Annotated in this window: 20 protein-coding genes; 3 read left to right on the top strand and 17 right to left on the bottom strand. The window is 56.1% G+C overall.

The features are described from left to right. Window positions 1–126: 126 nt before the first annotated feature. Both RDV48_19440 and RDV48_19435 read right to left on the bottom strand, forming a co-directional pair. The gene (locus tag RDV48_19440; GenBank protein ID MDQ7824983.1) at window positions 127–1287 is read right to left on the bottom strand and encodes a 4Fe-4S binding protein; all 1161 of its coding nucleotides are present in this window, start codon (window positions 1285–1287) and stop codon (window positions 127–129) included. Between the two features lie 10 nt (window positions 1288–1297). Continuing rightward, the gene (locus tag RDV48_19435; GenBank protein MDQ7824982.1) at window positions 1298–1678 is read right to left on the bottom strand and encodes a cytochrome c3 family protein; all 381 of its coding nucleotides are present in this window, start codon (window positions 1676–1678) and stop codon (window positions 1298–1300) included. 231 nt (window positions 1679–1909) lie between these two features. Here RDV48_19435 and RDV48_19430 point away from each other — a divergent pair, with 231 nt between their 5' ends. After that, window positions 1910–2974, top strand: a complete 1065-nt coding sequence (locus tag RDV48_19430; GenBank protein ID MDQ7824981.1) for a DUF933 domain-containing protein — start codon at window positions 1910–1912, stop codon at window positions 2972–2974. 2 nt (window positions 2975–2976) lie between these two features. Here the strand turns inward: RDV48_19430 and RDV48_19425 are convergent, their stop codons facing one another. From RDV48_19425 to RDV48_19355, 15 genes are all read right to left on the bottom strand, one after another. After that, window positions 2977–3741, bottom strand: a complete 765-nt coding sequence (locus RDV48_19425) for a sugar phosphate isomerase/epimerase (protein MDQ7824980.1) — start codon at window positions 3739–3741, stop codon at window positions 2977–2979. A 42-nt stretch (window positions 3742–3783) separates the two neighbouring features. Next, on the bottom strand, window positions 3784–6915 hold the full coding sequence (locus RDV48_19420) for a CusA/CzcA family heavy metal efflux RND transporter (GenBank protein MDQ7824979.1): 3132 nt from the start codon (window positions 6913–6915) through the stop codon (window positions 3784–3786). A gap of 18 nt (window positions 6916–6933) precedes the next feature. After that, window positions 6934–8391, bottom strand: coding sequence for an efflux RND transporter periplasmic adaptor subunit (locus RDV48_19415; protein ID MDQ7824978.1), 1458 nt, complete (start codon window positions 8389–8391; stop codon window positions 6934–6936). Beyond that, window positions 8378–9613 carry a TolC family protein gene (locus RDV48_19410; protein ID MDQ7824977.1) on the bottom strand — a complete coding sequence of 412 codons (1236 nt, stop codon included), beginning with the start codon at window positions 9611–9613 and terminating at the stop codon, window positions 8378–8380. The genes RDV48_19415 and RDV48_19410 overlap by 14 nt, the downstream gene beginning before the upstream one ends. Window positions 9614–9645: 32 nt before the next feature. Further along, window positions 9646–10005: a hypothetical protein gene (locus RDV48_19405; protein MDQ7824976.1), complete on the bottom strand. Its 360-nt coding sequence runs from the start codon at window positions 10003–10005 to the stop codon at window positions 9646–9648. A gap of 25 nt (window positions 10006–10030) precedes the next feature. Further along, on the bottom strand, window positions 10031–11131 hold the full coding sequence (locus RDV48_19400) for a hypothetical protein (protein MDQ7824975.1): 1101 nt from the start codon (window positions 11129–11131) through the stop codon (window positions 10031–10033). Window positions 11132–11229: 98 nt separating this feature from the next. Next, the gene (locus RDV48_19395; GenBank protein ID MDQ7824974.1) at window positions 11230–12717 is read right to left on the bottom strand and encodes a trimethylamine methyltransferase family protein; all 1488 of its coding nucleotides are present in this window, start codon (window positions 12715–12717) and stop codon (window positions 11230–11232) included. Window position 12718: 1 nt separating this feature from the next. Then, on the bottom strand, window positions 12719–13627 hold the full coding sequence (locus tag RDV48_19390; protein MDQ7824973.1) for a homocysteine S-methyltransferase family protein: 909 nt from the start codon (window positions 13625–13627) through the stop codon (window positions 12719–12721). Continuing rightward, window positions 13624–14283 (bottom strand): corrinoid protein, encoded by a 660-nt coding sequence (locus tag RDV48_19385; protein ID MDQ7824972.1) that lies wholly within the window; start codon window positions 14281–14283, stop codon window positions 13624–13626. The genes RDV48_19390 and RDV48_19385 overlap by 4 nt, the downstream gene beginning before the upstream one ends. Window positions 14284–14381: 98 nt before the next feature. Beyond that, entirely contained in the window at window positions 14382–15014 is a 633-nt protein-coding gene (locus RDV48_19380) for a zinc ribbon domain-containing protein (protein MDQ7824971.1), read from the bottom strand. A gap of 188 nt (window positions 15015–15202) precedes the next feature. Then, window positions 15203–15424, bottom strand: coding sequence for a hypothetical protein (locus RDV48_19375; protein MDQ7824970.1), 222 nt, complete (start codon window positions 15422–15424; stop codon window positions 15203–15205). A 207-nt stretch (window positions 15425–15631) separates the two neighbouring features. Further along, window positions 15632–16669: a radical SAM protein gene (locus RDV48_19370; GenBank protein MDQ7824969.1), complete on the bottom strand. Its 1038-nt coding sequence runs from the start codon at window positions 16667–16669 to the stop codon at window positions 15632–15634. Window positions 16670–16672: 3 nt separating this feature from the next. Beyond that, window positions 16673–16990, bottom strand: coding sequence for a type II toxin-antitoxin system mRNA interferase toxin, RelE/StbE family (locus RDV48_19365; GenBank protein ID MDQ7824968.1), 318 nt, complete (start codon window positions 16988–16990; stop codon window positions 16673–16675). Beyond that, the gene (locus RDV48_19360) at window positions 16987–17241 is read right to left on the bottom strand and encodes a DUF6364 family protein (GenBank protein ID MDQ7824967.1); all 255 of its coding nucleotides are present in this window, start codon (window positions 17239–17241) and stop codon (window positions 16987–16989) included. Before RDV48_19360 ends, RDV48_19365 begins: the two co-directional genes overlap by 4 nt. A gap of 84 nt (window positions 17242–17325) precedes the next feature. Then, a complete protein-coding gene (locus RDV48_19355) occupies window positions 17326–17847 on the bottom strand; it encodes a DUF3828 domain-containing protein (protein ID MDQ7824966.1) in 522 nt (173 codons plus the stop codon). A gap of 421 nt (window positions 17848–18268) precedes the next feature. On the opposite strand from RDV48_19355, the gene RDV48_19350 reads away from it, so the two are divergent. Both RDV48_19350 and RDV48_19345 read left to right on the top strand, forming a co-directional pair. Continuing rightward, window positions 18269–23545, top strand: a complete 5277-nt coding sequence (locus RDV48_19350) for a tetratricopeptide repeat protein (GenBank protein ID MDQ7824965.1) — start codon at window positions 18269–18271, stop codon at window positions 23543–23545. Window positions 23546–23830: 285 nt separating this feature from the next. Next, on the top strand, window positions 23831–25291 hold the full coding sequence (locus tag RDV48_19345) for a hypothetical protein (GenBank protein ID MDQ7824964.1): 1461 nt from the start codon (window positions 23831–23833) through the stop codon (window positions 25289–25291). The last annotated feature ends 7 nt before the right edge of the window (window positions 25292–25298 follow it).

Here is a 25298-nt window from a genome sequence, read left to right as displayed (position 1 = left end):
CTCTAAAGTAACATTTATCGCAAGCCCATAAACGGGACCGCATAGAGTTTTTCAAAATGCCTGGCGGACCTCTGCGAGCGCATCAGGAGCAGTATTGTCGGCTGAGCCTCCCGCGGCGAAGCGCGGCTAGCGGGCCCTCAGGACCCTGAAGGGCGCTGCCTCCTCCCCCGTCTCCGGGTCCCTCATCGTCCCCTCGATGCATTCCCTGATGTCCTGCTCCCCGAGGAGGCCAGGGTCATAGCGGACAATAAGCTTTCTCTCCGAGGCGTAGGTTTCCATCTCATACATGCCGGGGAGATACCTGAGGTTCTCCGAGAGCATCAGGGACTTTCCCCTGCAGGTGAGCCCCTCCACGGTGAACACGGTCTCCTTCAGGGGCGCTGCTGCAGGACGGGCGGGCTTGAAAGTGCTTTTCAATGTGGGCACGCGGAAAAGAGGAGCAATGAGATGGGAAAGCACAAGGAATGCCAGGACAAGGACCGGGAGCACCCAGGCGGCAGGCCTTTTCACCGGTCCCCTCACCTGGAGGGCATCTTTCTCCGGGCAGTGCGAGGCGCATTGCAGGCAGAGCGTGCAGTTCACCTCTCGCACCTCGTCCCTCCGGCTCACGGGGATTGCCATAGGGCATGTCCTGTCGCAGGCTCCGCACCCGGTGCAGGAGCCGCGATCCCTTGTGACTCTTATGAGCTTCACCAGTGCCGGGAGATCCATGGCGCCCCCGAGGGGACAGAGGTATCGGCACCATGCCATCGGAATGAAAAGGGCGCCCGCCACGGTGAGCCCCAGCACCAGGTAGGAGGTCCAGGCGATGCCGTGGCCGTGGAGGCTGAAGAGGGCAAAGAAGGGGTCATAGCCCCTGAAGACCAGGTCGCCTATCTTCCAGGTCGCATACAATATGACCGCGATAACAAGATAACGGAGCGCCTGGAGCGCCCTGTCCACACCCGGAGGCGGCAGCTTTGCCTTGATTTTCCATCGGAGCCTCAGGGCATTCATCTTCTCATAGAGAAGGCCGAGGGGGCAGAGATAGCTGCAGAAGAGCCGCCCCGCCGCAAGGGCAAGGAGGAGAAGGGCAATGAAGAGCGCCACGTTGTAATAGGAGAGCACGCAGAGATACTGCCTGTGCGTGAGGAAATAGATCATCCCCTCGGCGCCGCCGAAGGGGCAGATGCTCTCACAGGTGTCAAAGCTCTGCCCGAGGCGGCCTCTCACCGCGACGGCCGCAATGAATACAAGGAAGAAGAGCTGGAACAGGAGCCTGAGGAGCGCGATCCTTCTATAGGTCATTGCAGCGGCGTCACTCGCACTTGGTGCATTTCGTGCAGTCACCCGGGCATCCGGTCTTCACCGCAGGCTTCTTTGGCGGGACATGGCACCTCACGCAGTTCTTCACCGCGAAGCTTACGGTGCCGTTGTGACAGGTGCCGCATTTTTTCCCCGCCGAGATGTCCTCCATGGTAAAGGCGGTCCCGTTCCTCTTCATGGCGAAGAGCTCCGGGTGGCACTTGCTGCAGTCGAACTTCTTGCTGTGGCCTGCACAGCTGAAGATGACATCGGCTTTCTTCTTGTTTTTGAACACTATGCGGGAAGGCGCGGTGATCGCATAGACAAGGGAAGCGCACAGGAACAGGGCGAGGCAGAGCAGCAGGACAGGGCGGGCGAGCTTGATTTTTTTCATTTTCTCCTCCTGGAGCGCCCTCTTGTTCCACGTCACGCCCCTCTTTTCCTCTGAATCGGGGAAAAACTCTTTTTACCCGATACGGCAGGGAATCTCAGCAGGATCATCGGCTCTGCTCTTCCGCTCACGGGCCCATGGTGACGAGCTCTCGAATCCGGGGATTTTGACATTGGGCCTCAGGTGGTTTATAATGTGCGTCAGTATAGTACATCATTATAAGGAAACCCTGCCATGAACATAGTACTTGTCGGACTCTCCGCATCGGGAAAATCAACTCTTTTCACATCTTTCACCGGCACTGTGGCGCCGGAAGGAGGCCATCACCGCGGCGCCGTCGGCGTCGTGAACGTGCCGGACCGCCGTCTTGATGCTCTTTCCGAGGTCTGCAGGCCCGAGAAGACTGTCTATGCCAACGTCAACTTCATTGATTCGGCCCCCCTTGAGACACCGGTGAAGCAGGACAGGATTGCCCTCTTCGACACCATGAAGACCGCGAGCGCCATGGTCTGCGTGCTCGGGGCCTACAGGACCTCCTCGGCCGGAGAACTGGTCTCCGAATTGAAGAAGGTGAGGCTCGAGCTCCTGATCAGCGACCTGGACCTTATCGCCAAGAGAAAGGAGCGCCTCGAGAGGGAGATCCAGATCTCGGCGCAGAAGGCCCAGAAGCAGAAAGAGATGGACATGCTGGAGAGGATTGAGCCTCTCCTTGAAGCCGAGAAATTCCTTTACGGGATGACCTTTGACCGCGAGGAGGAAGCTCACCTCAACAATTTCAGCCTTCTCTCCCTCAAGCCCTTCTGCTACGTGATCAACTGCCATGAAAACACCACACCTTCGGCGGTGAAGGCTCTCGAAGAGGAAGTGAAGGGCCACCTTGCCACATGGGATGACCCTTCGCCTGTCATTGCCCTCAACGGGCAGCTTGAATCGGAGATAGCTTTGATGGAGCCCGGGGACCGGGAAAAGTACCTCCAGGAGTTCGGCATCGCCGAGCATGGAAGGTACAGGGTTATCAGGGCAGCTTACGAGCGCCTCAGTCTCATCACCTTTTTCACCATTGGCGAAGATGAGTGCCGGGCCTGGAAGGTCAGGCGCGGCGGCACGGCACTCGACGCGGCAGGGACCATTCACAGCGACCTTGCCAGGGGCTTCATCAGGGCCGAGGTCATTGAGCACGACCAGTTCCTCCACTTCGGGTCGCTCCAGGAAGCGCGGAAAGCCGGGAAGCTGAGGCTCGAGGGAAAAACGTACGAGGTGAGGGACGGCGAGATAGTCCACATCATGTTCAATGTGTGAGGCTAGAAGCGTTCCCACAGCTTCCTCACCTTGTCCCTGGTGAGGAGAGCGTAGTCCCTGTCGCGGGAAAAGACCTCTATGGTGATAGTGCCGTCGTAGTAATATTTCAGCGTTTTCAGAGTGTCCTCCCAGTCCACGGTGCCGCAGCCCATGGGGAGGTGGAGGTCCATGTTCCTTGTGTTGTCATGGAGATGGACATGGACAAGCTTCCCATGAAGGGCCTTGATGAACTCGCCGGGCTTCCTGCCCCAGAGGTTTGCATGGCCGATGTCCAGATGGAAGAGGAGGCCATCGACTTCGTTGAGGAGGGCTGTCACGTTCTGCACTTTGTCCTCAGAAGTGTCCACGGGCTCGTACATAAGAGATAAATGGTAATCCTTCGCTGTTTTTACGAGCTTCCTGAGGGTCTCGGACTGGAAGGCGAGCCCTTCTTTCACGCTGAAGCCGCCGCCGGGCCAGTGGGCGTGAATAGTCACCAGGCGCACACCAAGTTTCTGGAAGACCTCAAAATAGCGGGCAGCCTCTTTTACCGCCGCCTCGCGGATGGTCCTCATGGGCGACCCGATGGGCAGATACCATGCCGTGTGGCCCACTCTCTCCAGGTTATATTTCAGGAGGAGATCGCTGATCTTCGGGCAGTCTATTTTATCAGGCGTCGTGGCGCTCTCCTCCAGGAAGAGGTCCACGAAATCAAAGCCGTGGCTGCCTATCCATTCAATCTCTTTTGCAAGGCATCTCTTGGGATTGTTAGGAAATCCGAGCTTCATGGTAACCTTTTTCTGAGTGCCCGCCTCTTTCTCCTTCTCAGGTCAATCCCCGCTGCAGGCCGGCGCAGACTCCCCATCCCTTCCAATGAATGTCTGGTAGAGCACGGGGAGAAGGAACACCGACATGAACGTCGAGGTGATAAGGCCTCCCACGACGACAATGGCCAGAGGCTTCTGCACCTCGGAGCCGGGTCCCGTGGAGAAAAGAAGGGGGATGAGGCTGAAGACGGCAATCCCTGCCGTCATGAGCACGGGGCGGATCCTCGTCTCACAGCCCTTCTGGATGGCCTCAGGGGGGGGGAGGCCTTCTTCTCTCAACTGGTTGATTGAGCTCATCAGCACGAGGCCGTTCAGCACCGCGATGCCAAAGAGGGCAATAAATCCTATGGAAGCAGGGACGGAAAGGTAGGACCCCGAGATGAAAAGGGCGAAGACGCCGCCGATGAGGGCGCAGGGAAGGGTGAGGAGGACCAGGAGAGCCATCCTGAGGGAGCCAAAGGTGGCAAAGAGGAGAAGGAAAATGATGCAAACAGCCACCGGCACGATGAGGGAAAGCTTTTTGAAGGCCTTTTCCTGGTTTTCAAACTGGCCGCCCCATTCAAGGTAATACCCTGCAGGGATTGCTACCTTTTCTTTTATCCGTGCCCTGCATTCCCTTACAAAGCTCCCGATGTCCCTGCCCGAGATGTTGCACTGGATGAGGATCTTTCTCTGCCCGTTCTCATGGCTTATCTGCACGGGCCCCTCCTCCTGGACGATATCAGCGACCTCTTTGAGGGGGACCTTGAATTCCTGTCCCGGCACGTCAACGGGGAGGCTTCCGATGACCTTGATGTCATTGCGGCTCTTTTCGTCGCACCGCACCGCGATGTCAAAATACGTAGTCCCCTCGTAAAATTTTCCGGCGGCTTTTCCCCCCACGGCGATCTCCACGATGTCCTGGATATCCCTCACATTGATGCCAAACTGGGCCATTTTTGCCCTGTTGCTCCTTATGATGATATACTGCTGCCCCTTTACCTGCTCCATGATAAGATCCTTTGTGCCCTTCACGCCGGAGATCTCACGGGTTATATCGCTTGCCACCTTTTCAAGCGTATTCAGGTCGCTCCCGAAGAGCTTAATGACTACCTGCGACTTGGTACCTGCAACAAGCTCGTCGATCCTGCACTGGATGGGCTGGCTGAAGCTCACAAGGACTCCCGGCAGCTTTGCGAGGGCGTCTCTCATTTTATCCATGAGCTCTTCCCTGGTTTTCGCATTTTTCCATTCATGGCGGGGCTTCAGTTTCCCCACTGAGGCGCCGCTGTCCATGTCTTTCGCCCCGATCCCCGTGCCGGACCATCCCAGCTTTGAAACGACCGTATCAAGCTCGGGGAAGCCCTTCACAATCTCCTGGACCTTGCTGTTCACCTCGATGGACTTTGAGAGGGATGTGCCCGGCAGCAGGACGCTGTCCATATCAAAGGCCCCTTCATCCATGACTGGGAGAAACTCAGTGCCCACGAAGGGGATAAGGGCAATGCTTGCCGCCATGAGCGCCAGGGCGGCGAAAATCAGGAGCCTTGGCCGGGAAAGGCACCAGGTGAGCACTGAGCCGTAAGCTCTTCTGAGGGAATCCATCAGGGCGTTGCTTGATTCCTTGAGAGGCTTCAGGGCCAGGAGGCAGATGACGGGGATTATGAACACCGAGAGGAAGAGGGATACCATAAGGGCAATAAAGACCGTGACGGCCAGCGGGGTGAACATTTTTCCCTCCATCCCCTCGAGGGCCAGGATGGGGAGGAAGGTGAGGGCAATGATGAGCTCGCCAAGGATGCTCGGTTTCCTTACCTCCAGGACGGCTTTCTGGACGATGCAGAGCTTCTCGCCAATGCTTTCTGCTTCTTTCCCCGTGAGGTGGCGCTGCACATTCTCTGTCTGTATGATGGCCGAGTCGATGATCATACCAAGGGAGATGATGAGGCCCCCGAGAGTCATGAGGTTTGCCGTCATCCCGGCAAGCTTCATCACGGCGGCGGCGCCGAGCATGGAAAGGAGCATGGCGGTGATAATTATGAAAGGGCCCCTGAAGGTCCTGAGGAAGAAGTAAAGCACGATAACGATAAGGATGATTCCCTCAATGAGCGCCTTTCCAAGAGTGTGGCTTGCCTCTTTTACTATTTCGGAGCGGTCATAGTAAGGCCTGATTGAGACTCCTTCGGGGAGAAGGCCCCCTTCGTTGATTTCCTTCACTTTTTCCTTGACTGCTTTCACGACGAGCCTGCTGTTGCCCCCTTGGAGCATCAGGACGCTTGCCCCTACGATCTCGCCTTTTCCGTCCTTTATTGCCGCACCGTGCCGCACCGCTTCGCCCTCTTTCACTTCCGCCACGTCGCTTATAAGCACGTGAGCACCGGCCTCGCTTGCAAGGGTGATGTTTCTTATATCCTCAAGGCTCTGCACAAGCCCGGTGCCCCTCACGAGGTAGGCTTCGTCGCCTTCCTCGATAAACTCGCCGCCCACATCGGAGTTGTTGCTCTCGATGGCCTCATAGACGCTGCGCAGTGACAGGCCGTATTTTTTCAGCTTATCGGGGTTGATGATGACCTGGTACTGCTTGATTGCGCCGCCGAAGGGATCAATCTCGCTCACTCCCCTGACGTTCTTGAGCACCGGTGAGATTACCCAGTCCTGGAGAGTCCTGAGCCTCATAAGGCGCTCTCCTGCTGTTTCAGTGCCTTTCCTTTCCGAGGCGTCCTCGAGGGTATACTGGTAAATCTCTCCCATGGCCGTCGAAATGGGTCCCAGGGAGGTTTCCGTTCCTGCGGGAAGCTCGTCCTTGGCTTCGATGAGGCGCTCGAGGACCTGGCTCCGCGCGAAATAGATGTCGGTCTTTTCCTCGAAGACGGCCGTGATGACCGAGATGCCGGGCCTGGAGACAGAGCGGATAAGGGTAAGTCCCGGTATACCCCGGAGGGCAATCTCCAGCGGTGTCGTGATGGTACGCTCCAGCTCGGGGGGGGATTTCCCCGCCACCTTGCTGATTATCTCCACCTGCACGCCAGTCACGTCGGGAAAGGCGTCGGTGGACAGGCTCGCGATTGAATAGGCTCCCAGAGCGACAAGCAGGAGCGCCACGAAAACCATGAGCCACCGCTGCGAGAGGCAGAAAAAAATGATCTTTTCAAGCATTGCCCCGAGGCTCCTTTTTCAATGTTCGCACCCGTCGCCTTCCATTGTTGCCTTTTTGGCCTCGCTTTTGAGAGTGAAGCTCCCCTTGGTCACCACGTCCTCGCCATCGCTTAATCCCTCAAGGATCTCGATATTCCCGTCGTACTCCTCGCCGGTCTTCACCTGGCGGGGGAGAAAGGTGCCGGGAGCTTCCTTCCGGATATAGATGATTTGTGCGTTTTCCTGGTGCTGTACCGCGTCTTTGGGGATGATGATGGCCTTTTTCCTTGAATCTATGGTGATTGAGCCCTTGGCAAACATGTGCACCTTGAGCTTCTTTTCGTCGTTAGGCACCTGGATGCGGGCCTTTACGGTCCTGGTCTTCTGGTCCATCGAGGGGCTCAGGTAAGAGACCCTCCCGTAAAAGGCCCTGTCAGGGTAGGCGCTTACGGTGAAGACTGCCCGGGCGCCCATTTTAACCTTCGGGAGATCCTTTTCGTACACATCGGCCATGAGCCAGAGCGTGCGGGGATCAATGACGGTCATCAGCGGCGTCGTGGGGACAATGGCTTCGCCCTGGGTTATCTGCAGCGCAGTGACCACCCCGGAAAGAGGCGAGGTTATGGTGAAGGCTCTCCCGTGGTTTTCCTCGCTCACTCCCAGGATGGTGAGCATGTTTTTTGTGGACCGGTATTTTGAAAGGGCATCGCGGTAAGCCTGTTCGGCTTCCGTGACCTCCTTGGAGCTCAGATAGCCTTTACGGTACATAAGCTCCTCCCTTGCAAGCCGCGACGAGGCAGATTCGGCCTTCACCCTGGCGCTCTCTACGTCGGCCCTGGCCTTGATCAGGTCGGCTTCAGCCTTTTCCAGGTCTTTCCTTGCGGCGATGCCTGCCGCCTGGAGCTCTTTCACGCGCTCATACTGCTTCTGGATCATAAGGACGTTGGCCCTTGCCCCTTCGAGTTCTGCACGGGCCGAGGCGGCGTTGTTTTTTGCCTCCTCGAGGGCGGACTTGCTGTACGACCCCAGGCTTGCCATGGCCTTGACGCGCTCATAATTCTTCTTTGCAGTTTCAAACTCTGTCTCGGCCTGGTGAAAGGAAGCGTCAGCCTGGGCAAGCTCAACGCTCTCGAGCACGGCGAGAGGCGACCCGGCCTGCACAGAGTCTCCTTCCTGGACCATGAGGCTCACCACTTTTCCCGAGAGCCTGGAGGTGATTCTTACCGTCCGCTGCGGCACCGCTTCAAGCTCGCCAGTGATGGCAACCCTGTCCTTCACCAGCTCATGAGAAACCCTTGAAGTCACAACGCCTGCCGTCTTCACCTGCTCTTCCGTGAGGACGATGGTGCCAGCCTCATGAGTTTCACTTTCAGAGTGCTGTGCATGGATCTCGTGGCTCTCTGGGCTTTTTTCTGCTGTTTCCGGCCTGCGGCTGCAGGAAAGGGAGCAGAGGAGCACTCCTATGAGAAGCAACAAAAGCAGGCTATTTTTTTTCATGGGAATGTTCCTTTCTGCTGAACAGGGAAGTGCAAGAGGCCCTCTCGAGGCGTATCGACGCTTTCTGGCAATCGGCGAGGGTCTCATTGTAGTTCTTTTTTATCTCCCTGAGAGAGCGCCGGGCCTCAAGCACCTCAAGGTAATTGTTGAGCCCTGCCTCATAGCCCCGCTGCACCATGGAGGTAATCCTCTCCTGGCTGGTGAGCACGGTGTCATTGAGAATGGCAAGCCGTTTGCGGGCATTGGTCACCTCGTTGAAAGCCTGCTCTGTTTCCCAGGCAACCTGGAGCTTCATGTCTTCCAGGGTCTTTCTGGCCGCCTCCTTTTTCTTCTCCTGGGCCTTGAATTCGCCTCTTACGGAGCCCCAGTCAAAAAGGGGGAAGCGGAGTGAGACGCGATAGCCCTGCATGGATTCGCTGTCGAGCTTTTTTCTGTAGGTGGAGAGAATCACGTCAGGCTGGAGCTCGCTTTGGATAAGTGAGCTCTGGGCCGCCATCTCTTCCTGCTCCCACCGCGCCATGGCAACTTCGGGCCTTTCCGCCACCGCCCTGTTTTTCAGCGTGGCGATGTCGGGATAGCGGTCAGGGATCGCAAGGGGGAGCTCATTCAGTGATGAGAGGGGATTTAATGGCTTTCCCGCAAGCCTTCCCAGGTAGACCAGGGCATTCTGCTCTTTGAGCGTTGCCTCTTCAAAGAGGGTCTGCGCCCTGGAATACTCCACCTGTGCCTCCAGGAGCTGGTACTGGGGGATATCACCTACCTCGTAGCGCTTTGTGGCGACTTTCAGGATATCAGCGGCAAGCTTCATGTTCTCCTCTTCAATGATCCTGAGGTGCCTGGCCTTGAGAGCGTCAACATAGGCGAGGGATACATCGCTGAGAAGATCGAGAAGGGCTGTCATGTAACGGGCCTCACTGGCATTTTTCGCGGAAAATGCCACGGATTTGCGCCACCTGGGGCGGCCGAAGAGCTCCAGAGGCTGGCTGAAGATGTTTGAGTCTTCGGGATAGACCTCATAGGGGGCCGCCAGGATCACCTCGGGGTTGGGCTGGGAGCCTGAAAAGCGCCAGCGCTCCTGGGAGGAGAGGAAGAGCTCATAAAAAGAGGCAAGGCGGGGATTGCTCTCAAGCGATATCCTCACCACCTCTTCAAGGGAGATCTCGTCGGTGCCTGCAAAGGCAGCGACACTGGAAACCAGAAAAAGGAAAAAGATCAAGAGCACTCGGGACAAGAAAGGCACCTCCTGTTTTGGGATCAGAAAGAGTGCCGTGAGGGAGGCGCCCTGAGGAGGTGCCTGTTTCTCAGGAAATCAGAGGGGACAGGCCTGGCCCTGTCGTCAGGAGCGCTGCTGAAAAATGTGCAGGGAGGCTGAGTGAAGGTGACGTCAGCTACAAGGCTGTCGCATGTAACTATCAGGGGCAGAGGCGTTGAGGAAAGGCAGAAGTTCCTTTCGCCGTGGCATGTGCTTGTCATGCCCATGTCGTGATGGCAGCCTTCCAGGAGGCAGTCCGCATCAATGGCAAAAGCCCAAGTGGTGGCTGAGAGCAGAAGGAGCGCTATGAGCGCCCCGCAGGACCTGAACCGCCTCAAAACTTTCATACATAGAGTATTCAAAAGAGAGGTGCCTTACTCCTCCTCCTCACTCCCCTCCTTTGCTGCGCCTTGCGAGGACGGCGTCATAGGTCCTGCTTGAGCCGGGGAGCACAAGGAAAAAGGCGCGCATGAACGATGCCTTGTCAGGGGAGAGGGCCTGCTTTTTTGCGGGTTTCATGGCCTTCACAAGCTCCTCTTTTTTCAGCTCGAAATCCTCGGCAGAGAGTGCCCGGGCTTTTTCCATGACCTCCTGGGCCCTTTCCCTGAAAGCGCGGGCCTCTTTCGATGAAAAGTCAGGCCTCTTGAGGACCTGCTGGCTCTCAAGGGCGCCGAGGATCTTCTCCTTCACGGGGGGCCACTGGGGTTCACTGACGGAACGCACGGCATCAAGAAGCTTCACGTCCCACTCCGAGACCTCAACCTGCCCGATTCTCACGGGATCGGCAAAGCTCTGGGGAGGGATGAGGCAGCACGAGAAGTCCTCGAGAATCACCTTCTGGTTGTCCGTGAGGAGGGCGTCCACTTTTTCTTTCCTGGTCCAGAGAGTGAAGGTCCCCTTTTTCCCCAGGTAGCCGCTCATGTGGGCTGCTGCCTGTTCCTTCCGGACCGCGGGGTTCGCGGCACATTTCCTCTCGTAAAGGTCCACGCCTCCTCCTTTCCCTGCGAGCGCAGGGTCGTAATGGCACCGGAGGCAGTCCTTTCTCGATGAATCATAGCCCAGAGTGTCCCTGAGCACCTTCGACTCTATGCTTCTCGCTTTTGCCACGCGCTCAATGAGCTCCCTGGGAAGAGGCCTGTTCCTGAGAAGCTCCTGCTGAAGCTCGCGGTAAGCACTCTCCACCTTTGCGAGATCTGGTGCCATGCTCCCCTGCAGGGTAAAGGGCGGCGATTCCCTTTCCACTTCAATGGCAATGGCTCTCAGACCCTTCAGCTGCTCATCGCTGAGGTCTAGGCCGTTTATCACGTTGATGTTTGAAGTCCTGTAAAGGAGGGAGCCCATTTCTTTGAGCTGATCCTGCCAGGAGGCTTTGCCCTGGCCTCCCGCATATGAAGCGCCTCCTGGCTTTCCGCGATGCCGCGCGTACAGGAGAAAAAGCAGGGAGAGAAGGGCGAGGCTGAAGAAAAGTACATTGAATGCTTTTTTCATGATGGCCTCCTTTGCAGGGGAAAGAAGAATCTTCCTCCTTTTATTATAAGGGAGCCTGGTAAAGATTTCCCGTTCTTAAGTAAAGAAATTGTAAAGGTTTACCGGTGAAGGGCCTTCTCATAGAGCGGGAGGGCCGGCAGCCTCTCGAGGCCGAACTGCTTTGCATTGGCGAGCATAATCTCATGGAGGGCCCTGGACTTTTCCTCGGCAAGCCTGTAACTCTCGGCGGCAAGAATCTTTTTGAGACGGTCGTCGATCCTTGCGGGGAGCTCGCGCTTTTCCTTTTCCCAGTCTCCCAGGTTTGCCCTGTCGATGACAGGCGAGGGGAAGTAGAACTCATGGCGGAACTGCGAGAGTGTCGTGGGATGGGAGAGGAAGTTCATGCCGCGGTGCGTCACGTCCATAAGGATGTCAAGGGCCATCGGATGGCTTACTGCCTCGACGCCCCTTGTGAGCCTCTTTGCCATCCCACATATCTCGTTGTCCATAACAAGCTTCTGGATGCTCTGGCAGCTCTCAAAATCGTGCATTCCCGCGCCGGAGATCATGTTGATCCCCGTAAGGGCAGCCAGCATGATGCCGGCGCTCGACTCAAGCCCTCCCTGGTAATCGAGCCTCTTGGCGTCCGAGAGGCCCATGTAGGCATGGGTGGGAAGGCCCAGGAATTTGCCCACCTGGGCATAGGACGCATCGATCATCATGGTCTCTATGGCTCCCATGGGTGTCGTGCCCTTCCTCATGTCAAAGACTGAAGGCGATCCCCCGAATATCACCGGCGCGCCGGGGGCGGCAAGCTGGCTTATCACGACGCCGCTCAGAGTCTCGGCGACATGCTGCGTGATGCTGCCCACGAGGGTGACGGGGCCTGTGGCTCCTGCGAGGGGCATCGAGATGAATTCCGAGGGGATGCCGCTCCGGGCGGCATCAATGACGCTCTGGCAGGTGAGGTGGCTCCACTTGAGGGGAGGTGAGGGGCAGGCGTCAAAGATGGCGAGCGGCTGCTCGCGGAGCTTCTCTTCGCTTCCCCTCATTGCCACCAGCATATCCTTCATGACCTTGAAGGCATCTTCCCTGAAGGTGCCCGTCACCACGGGTTTCGCGCAGTAATGGAGGGCTACGTAGAGGCGGTAGCGGTCTGCAAGCTCCTCGGGCACATCGGCGCATATGATGGAAGTGCTCTGCGCATCAATATGCTCCAGGGCATTCACCACCCGGGAAAAAGTGGCGTAATCCTCGGTGCGGGGCTTCCTGATGGCGCCGCTTGAAGGATCCAGCACGTTGAGGGCTGCCGATCCCGGGACAAAATGGCTTCTGTCACCTTCCATATGCACCCTGGGTGCTCCATTGACATCGTAGAGCACCACTTTCCGGGGCGCCGAGGCCAGGGACTTCTTTGCAAGATCGGCAGTGATGAATACCCTCTTCTTCTCCTCATCGGCCTTCATGCCGGCTTCTCTCAGGAGCCGGTAAGCCTCTTCGTTCTCAATGAAAACGCCGGCACGCTCCAGTATCGCAAGAGCCTCTTCATAGATGGAAGAGACAAGGGATTCGGGGAGGAGGCGCAGGGTGGGTCTGAAGGTTTCCATTCTAGTTCTCCTTTTCTCCGGTGTTCCCGGTTCGTGTTGTGCTCTTTATCATGCCTCTTAGGGTCTCGATAAAGCGGGGAGAGGTGCCGCAGCAGCCTCCTGCGAGGCGTGCCCCTTTCTCTATCATCTTCATCACCTGGGAGGCGAACTCGGCGGGATCAGCGTCATAGACTGTCTTGTCGCCCTCCATGCGGGGCTGGCCTGCATTGGGCTTCACAATAAGAGGGACGGGAAGGGGGGCGCCGAGGCTTTCCACGAGAAGGAGCATGTCGGCACAGTCCAGGGAGCAGTTGCATCCTACAGCCTGTGCGCCCTCATCGGCAAGAATGCGCAGGGCCTTCCGGGGCTCGTCACCCATCACGGTGAAGAATCCTCTTTTCTTTTTTGTGAAGGTCATCGTCACAAAGACGGGGAGGCCCGCCCCAAGGGCTCCTTTCAGCGCGAGGCGCGCCTCCCTGAGGTCATACATGGTCTCTATGATTATGAGATCAACACCGCCATCACAGAGAGCCTTGGCCTGTTCCTGGAAAGCCGCCTCAAACTCTTCGGGCTCGCAGGGCCCTACGGGCTTCAGGAATTTTCCCATGGGGCCCATGTCGCCGGCCGAGAGAGAGCCCGCGGGGCACGCGGTCTTCAGCAGGGAAGCGCCGGCCCTGTTGATCTCCTCCACCCTGGCGTCGAGGCCGTAGGGCTCAAGCTTTATCCTGCTTGCGCCGAAGGTGTTGGAGAGCACAATATCGCTCCCGGCATCGTAATATCCTTTATGGACCTCCTTCACCTTTTCCGGGTGGAGGACGTTCCAGAGGTCGGGGCACTCGCCCTGGGTGAGGCCCTGTGCAATGAGCTCGGTGCCCATGGCGCCGTCAAGCACTATTACAGGCTTTTCCCACAGTTCATCCCAAGGTTTCACAGGAGCACCCTCCCTGCGAGGAGTTTTTTTACCGAGGCCACCGCCTCAAATGCATCGGGCGGTGCGTCATCGGCGCCGATGCTGAGGGCCCACTCTTTCGTCACCGGGGCGCCTCCCACGATGATCTTGACCTTATCTCTCAGCCCTTTTTCATTAACAAGATCTATCACTTTCTTGGCATTTACCATGGTAGTCGTGAGGAGCGCTGAAAGGCCGATGACCTGTGCTTCAAACTCCTGAGCCTTCTCCAGGAACCTCTCGGGGGGCACGTCGGCTCCAAGGTCCAGGACTTCGAAGCCATGGGCTGAGAATATTGATGCCACAAGAGTTTTCCCGATGTCATGGATGTCGCCTGCCACGGTGCCGATGACGATTTTTCCCTCGGAAAATGTCTGGCGTCCTGTCTGGATGTTTTTCTGAAGCACCTCCATGGCGGCCTTCATAGCTTCGGCGCCTGCCACCAGCTCGGGGAGAAAATAGTCCCCCTCTTCCCAGAGCTTCCCCACCTTCTCTATGCCTTTTGAGAAGCCGTGGACAATGGCATCCTTTGCCTCCACACCCTCGTCAAGGGCCTTTTGCGCGTACTCCCTTGCAAGAGGGGGATTTCCCTCAATGACGGCCTTTTCCATCTGTTCGTAGAGCGCTTTTTTTTCCATGGCGGTGTCCTTTCTTGGAATATAATAATGCCACAGATAAGGATTACATCCCCCGCTGTGGCATAAAGGCTTCTGTCTCTCGAGGCATCTGGGAGCAGTCAGGCCTCGGCCTCTTCCTGGGCCGGCTTTTTCGAGTCTATCCTGGCCTGGAACTCCTCGGCGCGGGATTCCATCTGGCGGCGGGCGATCTCCTCCTCCATAATCTGCTGGTGTATCCCCAGGAACTCCTCGGCGAGACCTATCTGGTTTACGCCGTCCTGGAGCTTCTCGAGCCCGTCCTGCATGGTGGCGGTCTGCTCAGGGTTGTCAAGGCAGGTCCTTATGATCTCCATGCCTTCACCCATGAGCTGGAAGCCCTTGGTGAGGAGGTAGGTCATCTGCCTCGAGTATTCCTTGCCGAGCTCGGTGTTGCGCCACCCGTCGAGCTCGTTGAGGAAATCGGGAAGCTCCTTGTTGTCAAAGCTCTCATATATCTTCTTGATGTTCTGGTATACCCTCTTTACCTCGTCGATCTCAACTTCGCCATTGGTATAGCGGCTGATGGAGTCCACGAAGTCGGCAAGCCACTGGCATTCGTAGTTCCTCTCGGGGGAAAGATATTCCATTCCCTCTTCCACGTCAATGGCCGACGTGGTGGTGGTTTCCGGCGCGGCCTGGATCATTACGGCATTGCACTTTTCGCAGTATCTTGCGCCTGATGCACTGTTATGTCCGCATTTTACACAAAGCATGCTCTTCCCTCCATATCTCGTGGGTAGTTCTTTTATGGTCATATTCTTTACCAGGGGCATGATATCCTTTAATAGGAGTGCCATGGGTTGGCGTGCCATGCTTCCCTGTGGAGGGATAAAAGGCATGAGGCAGCACATAAAAACAAAAAAGACCGCGTGGCGGCCTTTTTTGTTTTCCTGTAAGGGACTTAGGATTGCGCGAGCATCATTGCGGTATTGCCGTTCCCTGACTGCTGCAGGAATTGGCAAAGCTGCGCCCTTCTCTGGGTATTCTCCTGGCTCATCATCTTCAGGTACTCCATGGTGTCCTTGCGGCTTTCGCTCTGCTGGTGCATGAACATCCCTGTTCCAATAAGATTGGACACCGCACCCACTCCTGCAATTACTATCGCCACTGCTGGCAGAGGCATATTTCCTTCCTCCTTTCGGGTTATACTATATCCTTTACCTTCATTATCACGTAAACAAGGCGAAAAGTAAAGAGGCAAATCTTAAAATTTTGTAAAAAAAAGATTGCCTAAATGTAAACAATTTAAAATGTAGACATTAAAAAGAGTCAAAATTTGGGGAGCGGAGAGAAAAACCCCTCCACAGAGCCGATGGCACGGCATGGCAGCTTATGGTGAAAAAAGCCCTTCAAGTTCCTTGTCCAGGCTTATGGTATGACAGAAATGGCAGGCACTCCCATAGCGTTTTCCCCTGTAACGGGGAAAGTGTTTTTCGATGATCTCCTTGAGGCCCAGTATGCCTATCTGCGCCACGGCTTTCAGGAAAGGATCGCTCTGTGCTTTTTCCACGAGGGCGGAGAGGGGCTCTTCGGCTATGTTCCCCAGCGACAGGTGCCCTTCCCTGGCATAAAGAGAGCAGCAGGGGAATGCCCGGTAATCGGGGAGCACGGTGAGCACCTGCCCCTCCTGTGAGATGGTGGCACCTTTTTTCTGCAGGATACAGGCATCTTTCCAATCACCGGTGAGATCGTACGATCCCATATACTCTGCCGGCAGACCCGAAGCCCTCCCCGCAGGCGTCACCTCGCCGTGAAAGATCGTGATCCCTTTATCGCGGCCTTTATAGCCCTGAGCATAGGCGAGATCATACTCCCTGGTGGGCCTGCCTTCTCCCACCGCTTTCATAAGTGCAAGGACTACCTCAGGCAGCGCGGCGCTCTGGAACAGATCGTGAGGGGAGATGACATTCACCTGGACGGTGATCCTGAGAGAAAGAGCTGCCTTTATGGCATTGATGACCTGGGCCAGGGGAATATAGGCCTGGTGGAAGGCATCACAGCTTATACCGATGAGGTTAAGGCCCGCCCCGGAGAGGGATTCAAGCACCTCCCCGGCCTTTGTCTCTGAAGAAGCCCAGAAGCAGTTCGTCACTACGCCCCGTATCTTGAAGTTTCCTTGCTGCGAAGCCTGTGATATGATGCCGGCAATGAGGGGGACATTTAGAAAGGCCTCTCCCCCGCTCAGGGTGATTTTATTGAAATCCTGGCATTGTGCGATCAGGGTGCCGATTTTCTCAAGCTCCATTTCCACCCTCTCTTCCGGCGAGCATGAGAAACTGCAGTGGTTGCACCGGGCAGGGCACCTGAAGGTGGTGATGAGGGAGAGAATCCGGGGAGAGTAAAGGCGCTCAGTCATAGTTCCGGGCATATCCTATGGAGCAGTTCTGTAAGTCTCGTCGTGGGGGCCGAGATTCACGAATTTCACGGTCTCATCGGGAGACTCCCCGCAGTCTGCGCAGGCCACCACTCTGTCGTCCTTTCTTCTTCTGCAGGCGTGGCAGTAGAGATAGATGATAAGGAAGTTCTTTTTAACCGGGCAGCTGTAATATCCCTTCAGGCTCCCCCTGAGGGGCTCGCCGAGTGCGAGAGGCTCCTCGAGAATCATATCCACCTTTTTCTGTATCGCTCTTTTTATCGATGCAAATTTCTGCACAGCCTTTTTGAAGTCCGCGCTGAAAAGGGCTCTCATTTGAATACCTCATCATAGCCGAGCCACTTCATCTTCCCGTTCTGTATCTTTGCGATGCACTCAAGCATGCTCTCTCTGAAGGCAGGGTCGGAGAAGATTATCTCTGTGGGGTCCTTTTCCCTCGTTCTCTTGAGGTTCAGGAGGAACTGGCCCACTACTTCCGATACCGTGGTTCTGTTTTCGCTCGCATACATCTTTACATACTCAATGAGATCGGCATCCAGGGTGATATTGAGTTTTTCTTTCGCCATGGGGCTCCTCCCGGGATTTGTGCTACCATTATACGCCTTTTGTGCGCCTATGTCAAGGAGCCTCAAGGCTGATAAGTCTCTGCCTCACTCTTTGAAGTACTTCATTTTCTTAAGAAAGCGGTAAAGGTCGAAGTCCTTGTCATAGAGGTAATTGGAGATTCGCCAGGTCCCCCCTGATTTGGTGAGCTCCACGGGGATGTCCTTCCATGTGGAGCCCCTCCCCGGCAGGATGGAGACGGTGACCGTCGCTCTGTTGCCCTTGAGTGCGGATTTTCCCATCTTGTAGCCCCTCGCGCCCATCTGGGCGTTGATGAAGGGGTCGAAGTCGATCCAGTCGCCGTCGGAGGGCCCTTTCGTGAAGGCCATGGAGAGCATGCGATAGAGGTCGGGCTGGAAAAAGTCCTTTGCCTGCGAGAAGTTGTCGCGGTAGGTGAAAGGCTTGTGTTCCGGCCCCTTGACGGGGTCTATCGCCGGCACATTCTTGAAGTACCACTTATAGAAGCCGTCAAGGACCTGGGCGGGGGTCTTTTCAGCAGCCTGTGCCGGGGAGAAGGTCATGGCAAGCACCAAGAGGACAAGGAATGAGAGGGCCAGTCTTTTTTTCATCAGACGCTCCTTTCATTGTGCGGGGCCATCGTGGGGGGGATGGCTTCATTGCGCGGGTCCCGGTGATTCTCTGAAAAGGCGGGGTCCCCAAGTGTGGTTTCACCATCTGGAGGCTCTTGTCCTTCCGCCCGGGCGGCATCAGGGGGGAATGTCCTGGCAGGAAAAGGAATTTATCCGGTTGTGTGAGAAACATTTATAAGGCAGGCATAGAAAAGCTCATAAGCTCTCCTTTGCCAGGGTTCAGAGGGGAACCGCCTATCCAACAGATTTAGCAAGAATCTCCGCCAGTCACCGCACTTCAGAATGATATCTTCGTCAAGCTCTGACTCACTGTTTTCCCGCCATGCTTCTGCAATATCTTGTGAGAGAACAATGCCATCCTTGAAATATCATTCTGTGACTGGGGGAGGTGCGAGGTACTATGGCATACGAAGATTCTGGAATCAAAAGAAGGTATGAACAGGGTATATTTATTGTTCTGCTTCTTTTCCTCTGCTGCGTCCGTGTTTCTGCAAGCACAGCCCAGGAGGCTCGTGTACTTCTCATAGATACCACCTATCGCGATGATCCAGGACTTGAAAATGACAAGGAGCTCATCGAAAAAGAATTTTCGCATGTTCTGGAGGCGAGGACCGTTGAAGACGGCCTGGACAGGATAAGGCAGATAGGAAGGAAGGAGAAAATAAGGAAGCTCGTCTTTCTTGGCCACGGCAGCCAGGGTATTGCGGAATTTGGCAATCAGGCCATCGATGCAAATTTTTTAAGAAAGATAAGAGACACTGCCTATGAGGAGGGGGACAGCAGTCTCCTTGATGCCTTCACGGAAAATGCAGAAGTCATTTTCTACAACTGTCATGCCGGTTCTGACCCTGATTTTCTTCAGTACGCCGCCGAGGCTTTTCTGGCTTTCAGCGGGGGTGCGGTGTATGCGCAAAATGACTTCGTCTATTCTGATGCCAGACTTCCAAGCAGAATAATAATCCAGCTCTACGGTAAAGGTCTTCTTCCAAAGTCCTTTGCGCGGTATTTATCGGAACATACTTCGGTATCTGTCGTTCCCTACACCGAGTTCCAATCATACCGGCTCAGCCCCTTTGTGCAAAGAAACCTGCAGCCAGGACAAGTGGTCCTCAACGGTCCGGGAGTCTGTGCAGTGAATGTGAGCGGAAAAGGAGCATTTTACTCTCCGTTGACTCTTGTCTCCGAAGTGCCATCTTCCTGGAAGAGTGATGAGTATTTGCCTTATGTCGAGTATGAGCTGAGCAGGTGGATAGAGAAAGGAGCAGGCAGGAGGAAGGTAAGAGAAATACTTGAGCAGGGCATTGGAAAGACCGGATTCATCATAAGCTCAGAAGATAAGGACACTCAGACATATTTTTTAAGGGTATTTCTTTCAAACAAATATGGAAGGCGCCTGCTGGGGGAAGCCCGGCACACCATAGCCTTCTATGGGGCCGATATTCAGCTTTCAAGCCAGGCGCCCAAGAAAGGTGAAGTGATTACGGCAAAGGCTCTCTGCTTGAAAGGTGCCGCCCCGAAAGGCAGTCTGTGGAACTGGAAGACCACGGGCGGCCTTCAGATGCTCTCCCGGGGAGAAGGGGCGAATAATGACGAGAAGCAGATAAAGATCACCGGTATGGGGGAAATCATCGCAACTCTTTATGATATAGGCAGTTTTGGGAAAGACCAGGTGCTTGCAAGAGCTCAAAAAAAGATCGATCCTGTCGGGGTCGTCACCCAGGAGCCCACTCCCACACCATCTCCTTCAGCCTCACCAATTCCCCGTCCCACCCCCTCACCTGAGCCGCGGGCCACTCCTGAGCCACGCCGCAGCCCCGGCGTGGCTTCCTCCGATCCCCTTTCCGCCCTCAGGCTTCCCGCTCACTGGAAGCGCTCAGGCAACGATTATCTGAGGGACCTTGCATCAATTAAAAGGAAAAAGGAGCCCCGCGACAAGGTACTAGGCACCGTGGGAGAGGATTTCAGGCAGTTCGGCGATCATGTGAGCGCGCGGCTTGCGGTGCGCTATGACAGGGCGACTCCCTCAATGGCCGATATGGAAAAAAGGGTGAACAGTTTCACCGGGAAAGGCACGAAGGCTGTCAGGAAAGTTAACTTTGGAGGCTTTGAGGGATATATTGCGCGGTTCACTGAGGAAGAGAAAACGGTCAGGATGAAGGGAAAGCAGGATACCCTCTCCGAATGCCTCATCGTTACTGCCGAACATGGGCTTCTCCTGAAAGACGGCCGGTGCATTGAGATGGAAGATACCGTGACAGGCCGGGTCATGGAAGATCAGTCACATGGGCTTGGCACCTATGACAGGATGCGGGATGAGATGGCACGGGCGCTTTCAGAGGTGGAATCGATACTCTCGGGCGTCCCGGTGAGCCCTCCCGTCGCTCAGCCTGAGCCTCCGCCCGCAGCGGAGGCCAAGGTGGTCATTCGCGCCCCCCGCAAGACGCTCAGCATGGGCGAGAGCGTTTCGGTGGAGGCTATTGTGGAAAACGCCTCGCCCGACAACAAGCCCTCGAGCTATACGTGGAGCGGCGACTGCGAGGGGAGCGGCGCCAAGGTGAGCTTTAAGGGGAAAAAGCCCGGCACTTACAAGCTCTCGGTGAAGGTAAGCGGCCCCCGCGGCCCCATCGGCACTGCCTCCATGAGCTTTGAGGTCGGAGAGGTGACGGTCACCATCGCCATGACTCCTCCCGAAAAGAAGCTTCCCGTGGGCTCGAAGGCGGCCTTTACCGCCACGGTCCTCTCAGGCGGGAAACCCATGGCGGGGAGCTTTGTCTTCCGGTGGCAGACCTCGAGCGAGGTCTCCTTTTCTCCCAACGAGAGCGACAATGCAAAGACTGCCGCCACCTTCAAGAAGCCGGATACAGTGAAAATTTGGGTGGTTGTGCTGAAAAAAGAAGGCGCCGCCCTTTCGACACTTGTCGAATCGGAGCAGCTTGTTCTTGAGATCGGCGAGCCCAAGCTCTCCATGACCTTTTCTCCCGCGAGCCCTCTCGTGGGGCAGGAGGTGAAGGCCCGGGTGGCAGTGACCCCCGAGTCAAAGGACATCGACTTCCGGTGGGAGCCACCCGGCAATGTGCGGCTTGTCACCGAGTCACAGGATGCGAGAGAGATTGTCTTTGTGCCCAAGGACACAAAGCCCGCCGTGATTATCGCCCGGGGCAGGGTCCCTGGCACAGGTGACGACCTGGGCGAGGCCCGGGGCACGGTGACTGCCCGCCCTTACAAGGTGACCGTGAAGGTCATCGGCCCCCTGGGCCCTCCTCCCCTGGTATGGGACGGGAAGCAGCACGTGGAGAAGAAAGGCGAGATCGCCGTGCACCAGAACGTGCGCCTCACCTGTGGTATTGAGCCCAATCCTCCCGGAGAACCCCGCTGTCAGTGGAGCCTCAACGAGGACTCCCACTTTGACGGCAACAATATCACGAAGGATGTGACGGTAAAACGGAGCCGCGTGGGTACCTGCGTGGCGACGGTGGTCTTCCGCAATGCCGAGGGCCTTGAGCTCGGAAGAGGGAGCGGGAGCTTCAGCGTCTCCATCTCTGATGAAGCGCTCTCCAAAGGCAAGGAGCAAAGAGAAAAGGCCGAAAAATTGAAAAAGGAGGCGGAGTCCCTGATCTCACAGGGCAAATTCGATGCCGCCGAAAAGGTGATCAAGGAGCTTGAGAAGCTCGACCCGGCCGCGGCAGGGGAGCTGCGTGCGAAGCTTGCGGCGGCGGTGAAGAAATCACAGGAGTCGGCTGAGTTTTACAACCAGCGCGGTATTACGAAGGGTAAAGCCGGAGATTCCAAGGGAGCCATCAAGGATTATACCGAGGCAATACGCCTCAAACCGGATTTCGCCGATGCATATTATAACAGGGGCATAGATCGCAGGGTGACCGGTGATACAAAAGGAGCCATTGAAGATTATACCATGGCCATCAAGTACAACCCGAACTATGCTTCAGCATATAACAACAGGGGATTTGCCAAGGAGAAGTTAGGTGATAATTATGGCGCTATTGAAGATTATACCATGGCCATCAAGTGCAATCCAAACCATGCTTCAGCATACAACAACAGGGGAGTCTCCAAGGAGAGCCTCGGTGACATCGAGGGCGCCATCGCTGATTACAAGAAAGCATTGGAAGTAAAGCCTGATTATGAAAAGGCGAGAGACAATCTCGATGAGCTTCTGGCAAAAACTTCAGGAAAAGAATTCAAGGTGGCCCTCACCTCAACGGCGGGCACGGCCTCCCTTGGTGACAAGGTTGATTTCAAAGCGACCGTCAAGGGAGGCACGCCCCCCTACCAGTATGACTGGTTCAAGGACAGGGAGAAGAAGAAAGACCTCTGCAGCAATACCCCGAAGACGACCGACGGGATCTCCATCACTATCAGGAACGAGGGGAGCTATACTTCCACCTATACGGTGCGCGTCACTGACAGCAAGGGAAAAGAAGCAGAAGCCAGCACTACTCTGAAGGTCGTGGCAGCCGACAAGCCCTCTGCTTCATCTGTTTCTGCACTCTCAGTGAGCTTAAAGGAGTTGCCGAAACCAGACGAAAGCAAATACAAAGATGTCGTCATGTTCGAGGCGGAAGTCAAGGATGGGACTCCTCCCTTTACCTATGAATTGATGCTTGACGGGGCAAAAAAAGATACTCTCACGAGAACCACAGGTTCATCTAGTGAATTCACGGGGATGAAAATTACCGAGCCGGGAAGCCATACGGTAAAACTCCTCGTGACTGATGCAACAGGGAGAAAAGGTGATGCTTCTGTCAGCGTCACGGTAAAAGAAGCCGCTCCCCCCGCAGTCCCTCTCTTTGTATCGGTCACCCCTTCCAAGCGTGTTGCCGACGTGGGTGAAGAGATTGACATTGACGGAAAAGTGAGCGGCGGCAGGCCTCCTTACAAGTACACATGGTACACCGACAGGGGGAAGAGGGAGGACCTGAATGCCAAGAGCATCACCACCAGTCTGAAAAGCCCGGGAAACAGGACTTACGAGCTTCTCGTCACTGACAGCGCGGGGAATTCCGCTAAGGCCCAGTGCTCCTTCAGCGTGAGGGGCCAGAGGAGCACTCCCCTAGCGCTTGCCTTGACGCCAGGAAATGTCAATGTCAATGTGGGAGAGAGGGTGTCGCTTTCGACAAGAGTTCAGGGAGGCACACCGCCGTATCGCTATGTATGGTATGACAACGGCGTGGAGCACAGGGATTTCGCGAGCGACACGAAGAGCATCACCTGGACAGTGAGAGACCCGCAGAGCAGGACCATAAAGGTGGTGGTCACCGACGGCGCAGGGAACTCCAGCTCCGCCCAGAGCTCCATCAACGTGAGAGGCCATGCATCAAGGCCCTCCACCCCGCCTGCCGGGGACACCGGTTCTTCGGGAAGCGATCTGGTGAGAAATCAAAACGTCTATGTCACTTACAAAAATCGTTCATCGGGAAATATCCATATGTTTGCAACAGGACAGACCTTCTCACCGGCAAACCGCCTTATGCCCGGCGAGGAGAAGATGCTGAGGTTCCGTGTGGGTTCCGACGGCAGAGTGACAATATATGCAGGGAGGGACGGGCATATAATCACGCAGAAGCATTGCGTGGTCACCGTGAAAGGAATACAGGACAGGCCTTATGTCATCTTCAGGGATGGAGGAAGGCTGGAAGTGGAGTTTGATAAAGACTGAAATTATTTTAAGCAAGTCCTGTTTTTCCCAACCCCCCCCTCTCCGCGCCAGCACAGAGTGCCCTTTCTCTCCGCTGGAGGGGCTTTAAGGGCCCGGGACAGGAAAAAACAAAAAACAACCCTTCCCAGCCCTCTGGAGGGCATCCTGTGATGGCCTTAAATGCCAATAATAACAAGCATTTCAGCAGGTAACTATTTTGACTTAATGATATTATTTATGTATAATAGTGACAGGGATACAAAAGTATCCAAATAATATGCAAAAACTCATGAAAGGAGGACTATAGTGAATACCGGCGCGATCCGCGAGTATCCCGGCTACGAGGCCACCATGGAGGGCGGGCAGGTCTTCAAGGCCATCCCCGGCCTCCCGCTGGTCACGTACGGCGCCGACGAGGTGCTCTCGCGGTCGAACTGCCGCCACATTTTCAGGGATCTCACGGCGGAGGTCCTGGACTGGAACCTCTGGTGCCTCTCTTCCGCCGGGGTCAGGCTCGATCTCCTCATCGGGGAGGCACTTCTCTCCCTCAACGGGAGGCTCGAGAAGCTCGGTTATGTCCGTGTCGGCGACTTTGTGCTCGAGGAGCTTGGGATCTCATCAAGGAGCGGCTATGAGCTGATGCGGAATGCCAAGGAACTTCAGAAGCTCCCCCTCATCAGGGAGGCTCTTGAAGAGGGGCACCTGCGCAAGAGCGCGCTGCGGTATCTTTTCCAGGTCGTGACACCTGAGACCCAGGAGGAGTGGCTCTCAAAGGCCATGCAATGCACCATAAGAGAAATTGAAGAGGAGGTGAAGCGTTTTAAAGCCGGTGCCGAGGGAAGCGGCATCAATTCATTCGCTGCCGCCGATGACGATGAAGAGGACGCAGGGAGCCTCGCCGTAAACGTGCGGGTTCCTTTTTTCGTTGCCGCGAAATGGGACAGGGCCCTCGAGGTCTTCCGCAGGATGGAAGAGGCAGACCTTCCTTCTGATGCTTTCGTGGAGGCCCTTCTTGGGGAGTTCGCCGCTTCGGCGCCGCTCGAGGATCTCGGGGCACAGGGCACAACGGTGCAGTCTCCGGAGGATTCCGATTCCGGGACAGGGAAGCCTGAGGCTCGGGAGGCCGCGGGAGCTTCTCTCTGCCGCTCGCAGGGGAAAGACTCCCAGGGAGCCTGCGTCACCCACGGCGAGGGGGCATACTCTCGGAATAGCCTTGATGCTTCCGGCACCAAGGAGAACGGAACCGATCCCGCCATCGAGAAGAAAGCCCTTCTCCTTGGCGCCCTGGCGGGTGCCATCGGCTCCCTCGATGACGAGGCCTCCTTCGGCGAGCGGGACAAGGAGCTTGCCCGCCAGGTCCACAAGGATCTTGAAGAGGTGTCGCACCTGTGGGAATTTCTTCCCTGGAAACCTGTCACGGTGGAGCTTCCCCAGGAGTTCCAGGCTCCCGCACCTCATCGGCCCGATGCCGATACTGCCGTCATCCCTGACGGTACCCTGGTGCATCCTCCCGCCGATCCTTTCGAGACGGTCGCAAGGCTCCGGAAGATGGCTTCGCTGCGACACTCCCTCTCCTTCTACCAGGGGAGGCTCCTTCGGACCCTCAACAATTTCGGCCTCTATAAAGACATGCTCTTCCTCTCCCTGGGCCACTACTCCAGGGAGCGCCTCGGGATGTCCCGCAGCACTGCCTATTCACTCATTAAAATGGAAAGGAGCTATTTAGATAAGATGAGAAGGCCAACCTCCCCGGCAGAGTTTCTATGACCGATAT

The sequence above is a fragment of the Candidatus Eremiobacterota bacterium genome (genome assembly GCA_031082125.1).
In the GTDB taxonomy this organism is placed as follows: domain Bacteria; phylum Vulcanimicrobiota; class CADAWZ01; order CADAWZ01; family Ess09-12; genus Ess09-12.
The sequence above is the reverse complement of the archived record's forward strand: the minus strand, read 5'-3'. Positions and strand labels throughout refer to the sequence as shown.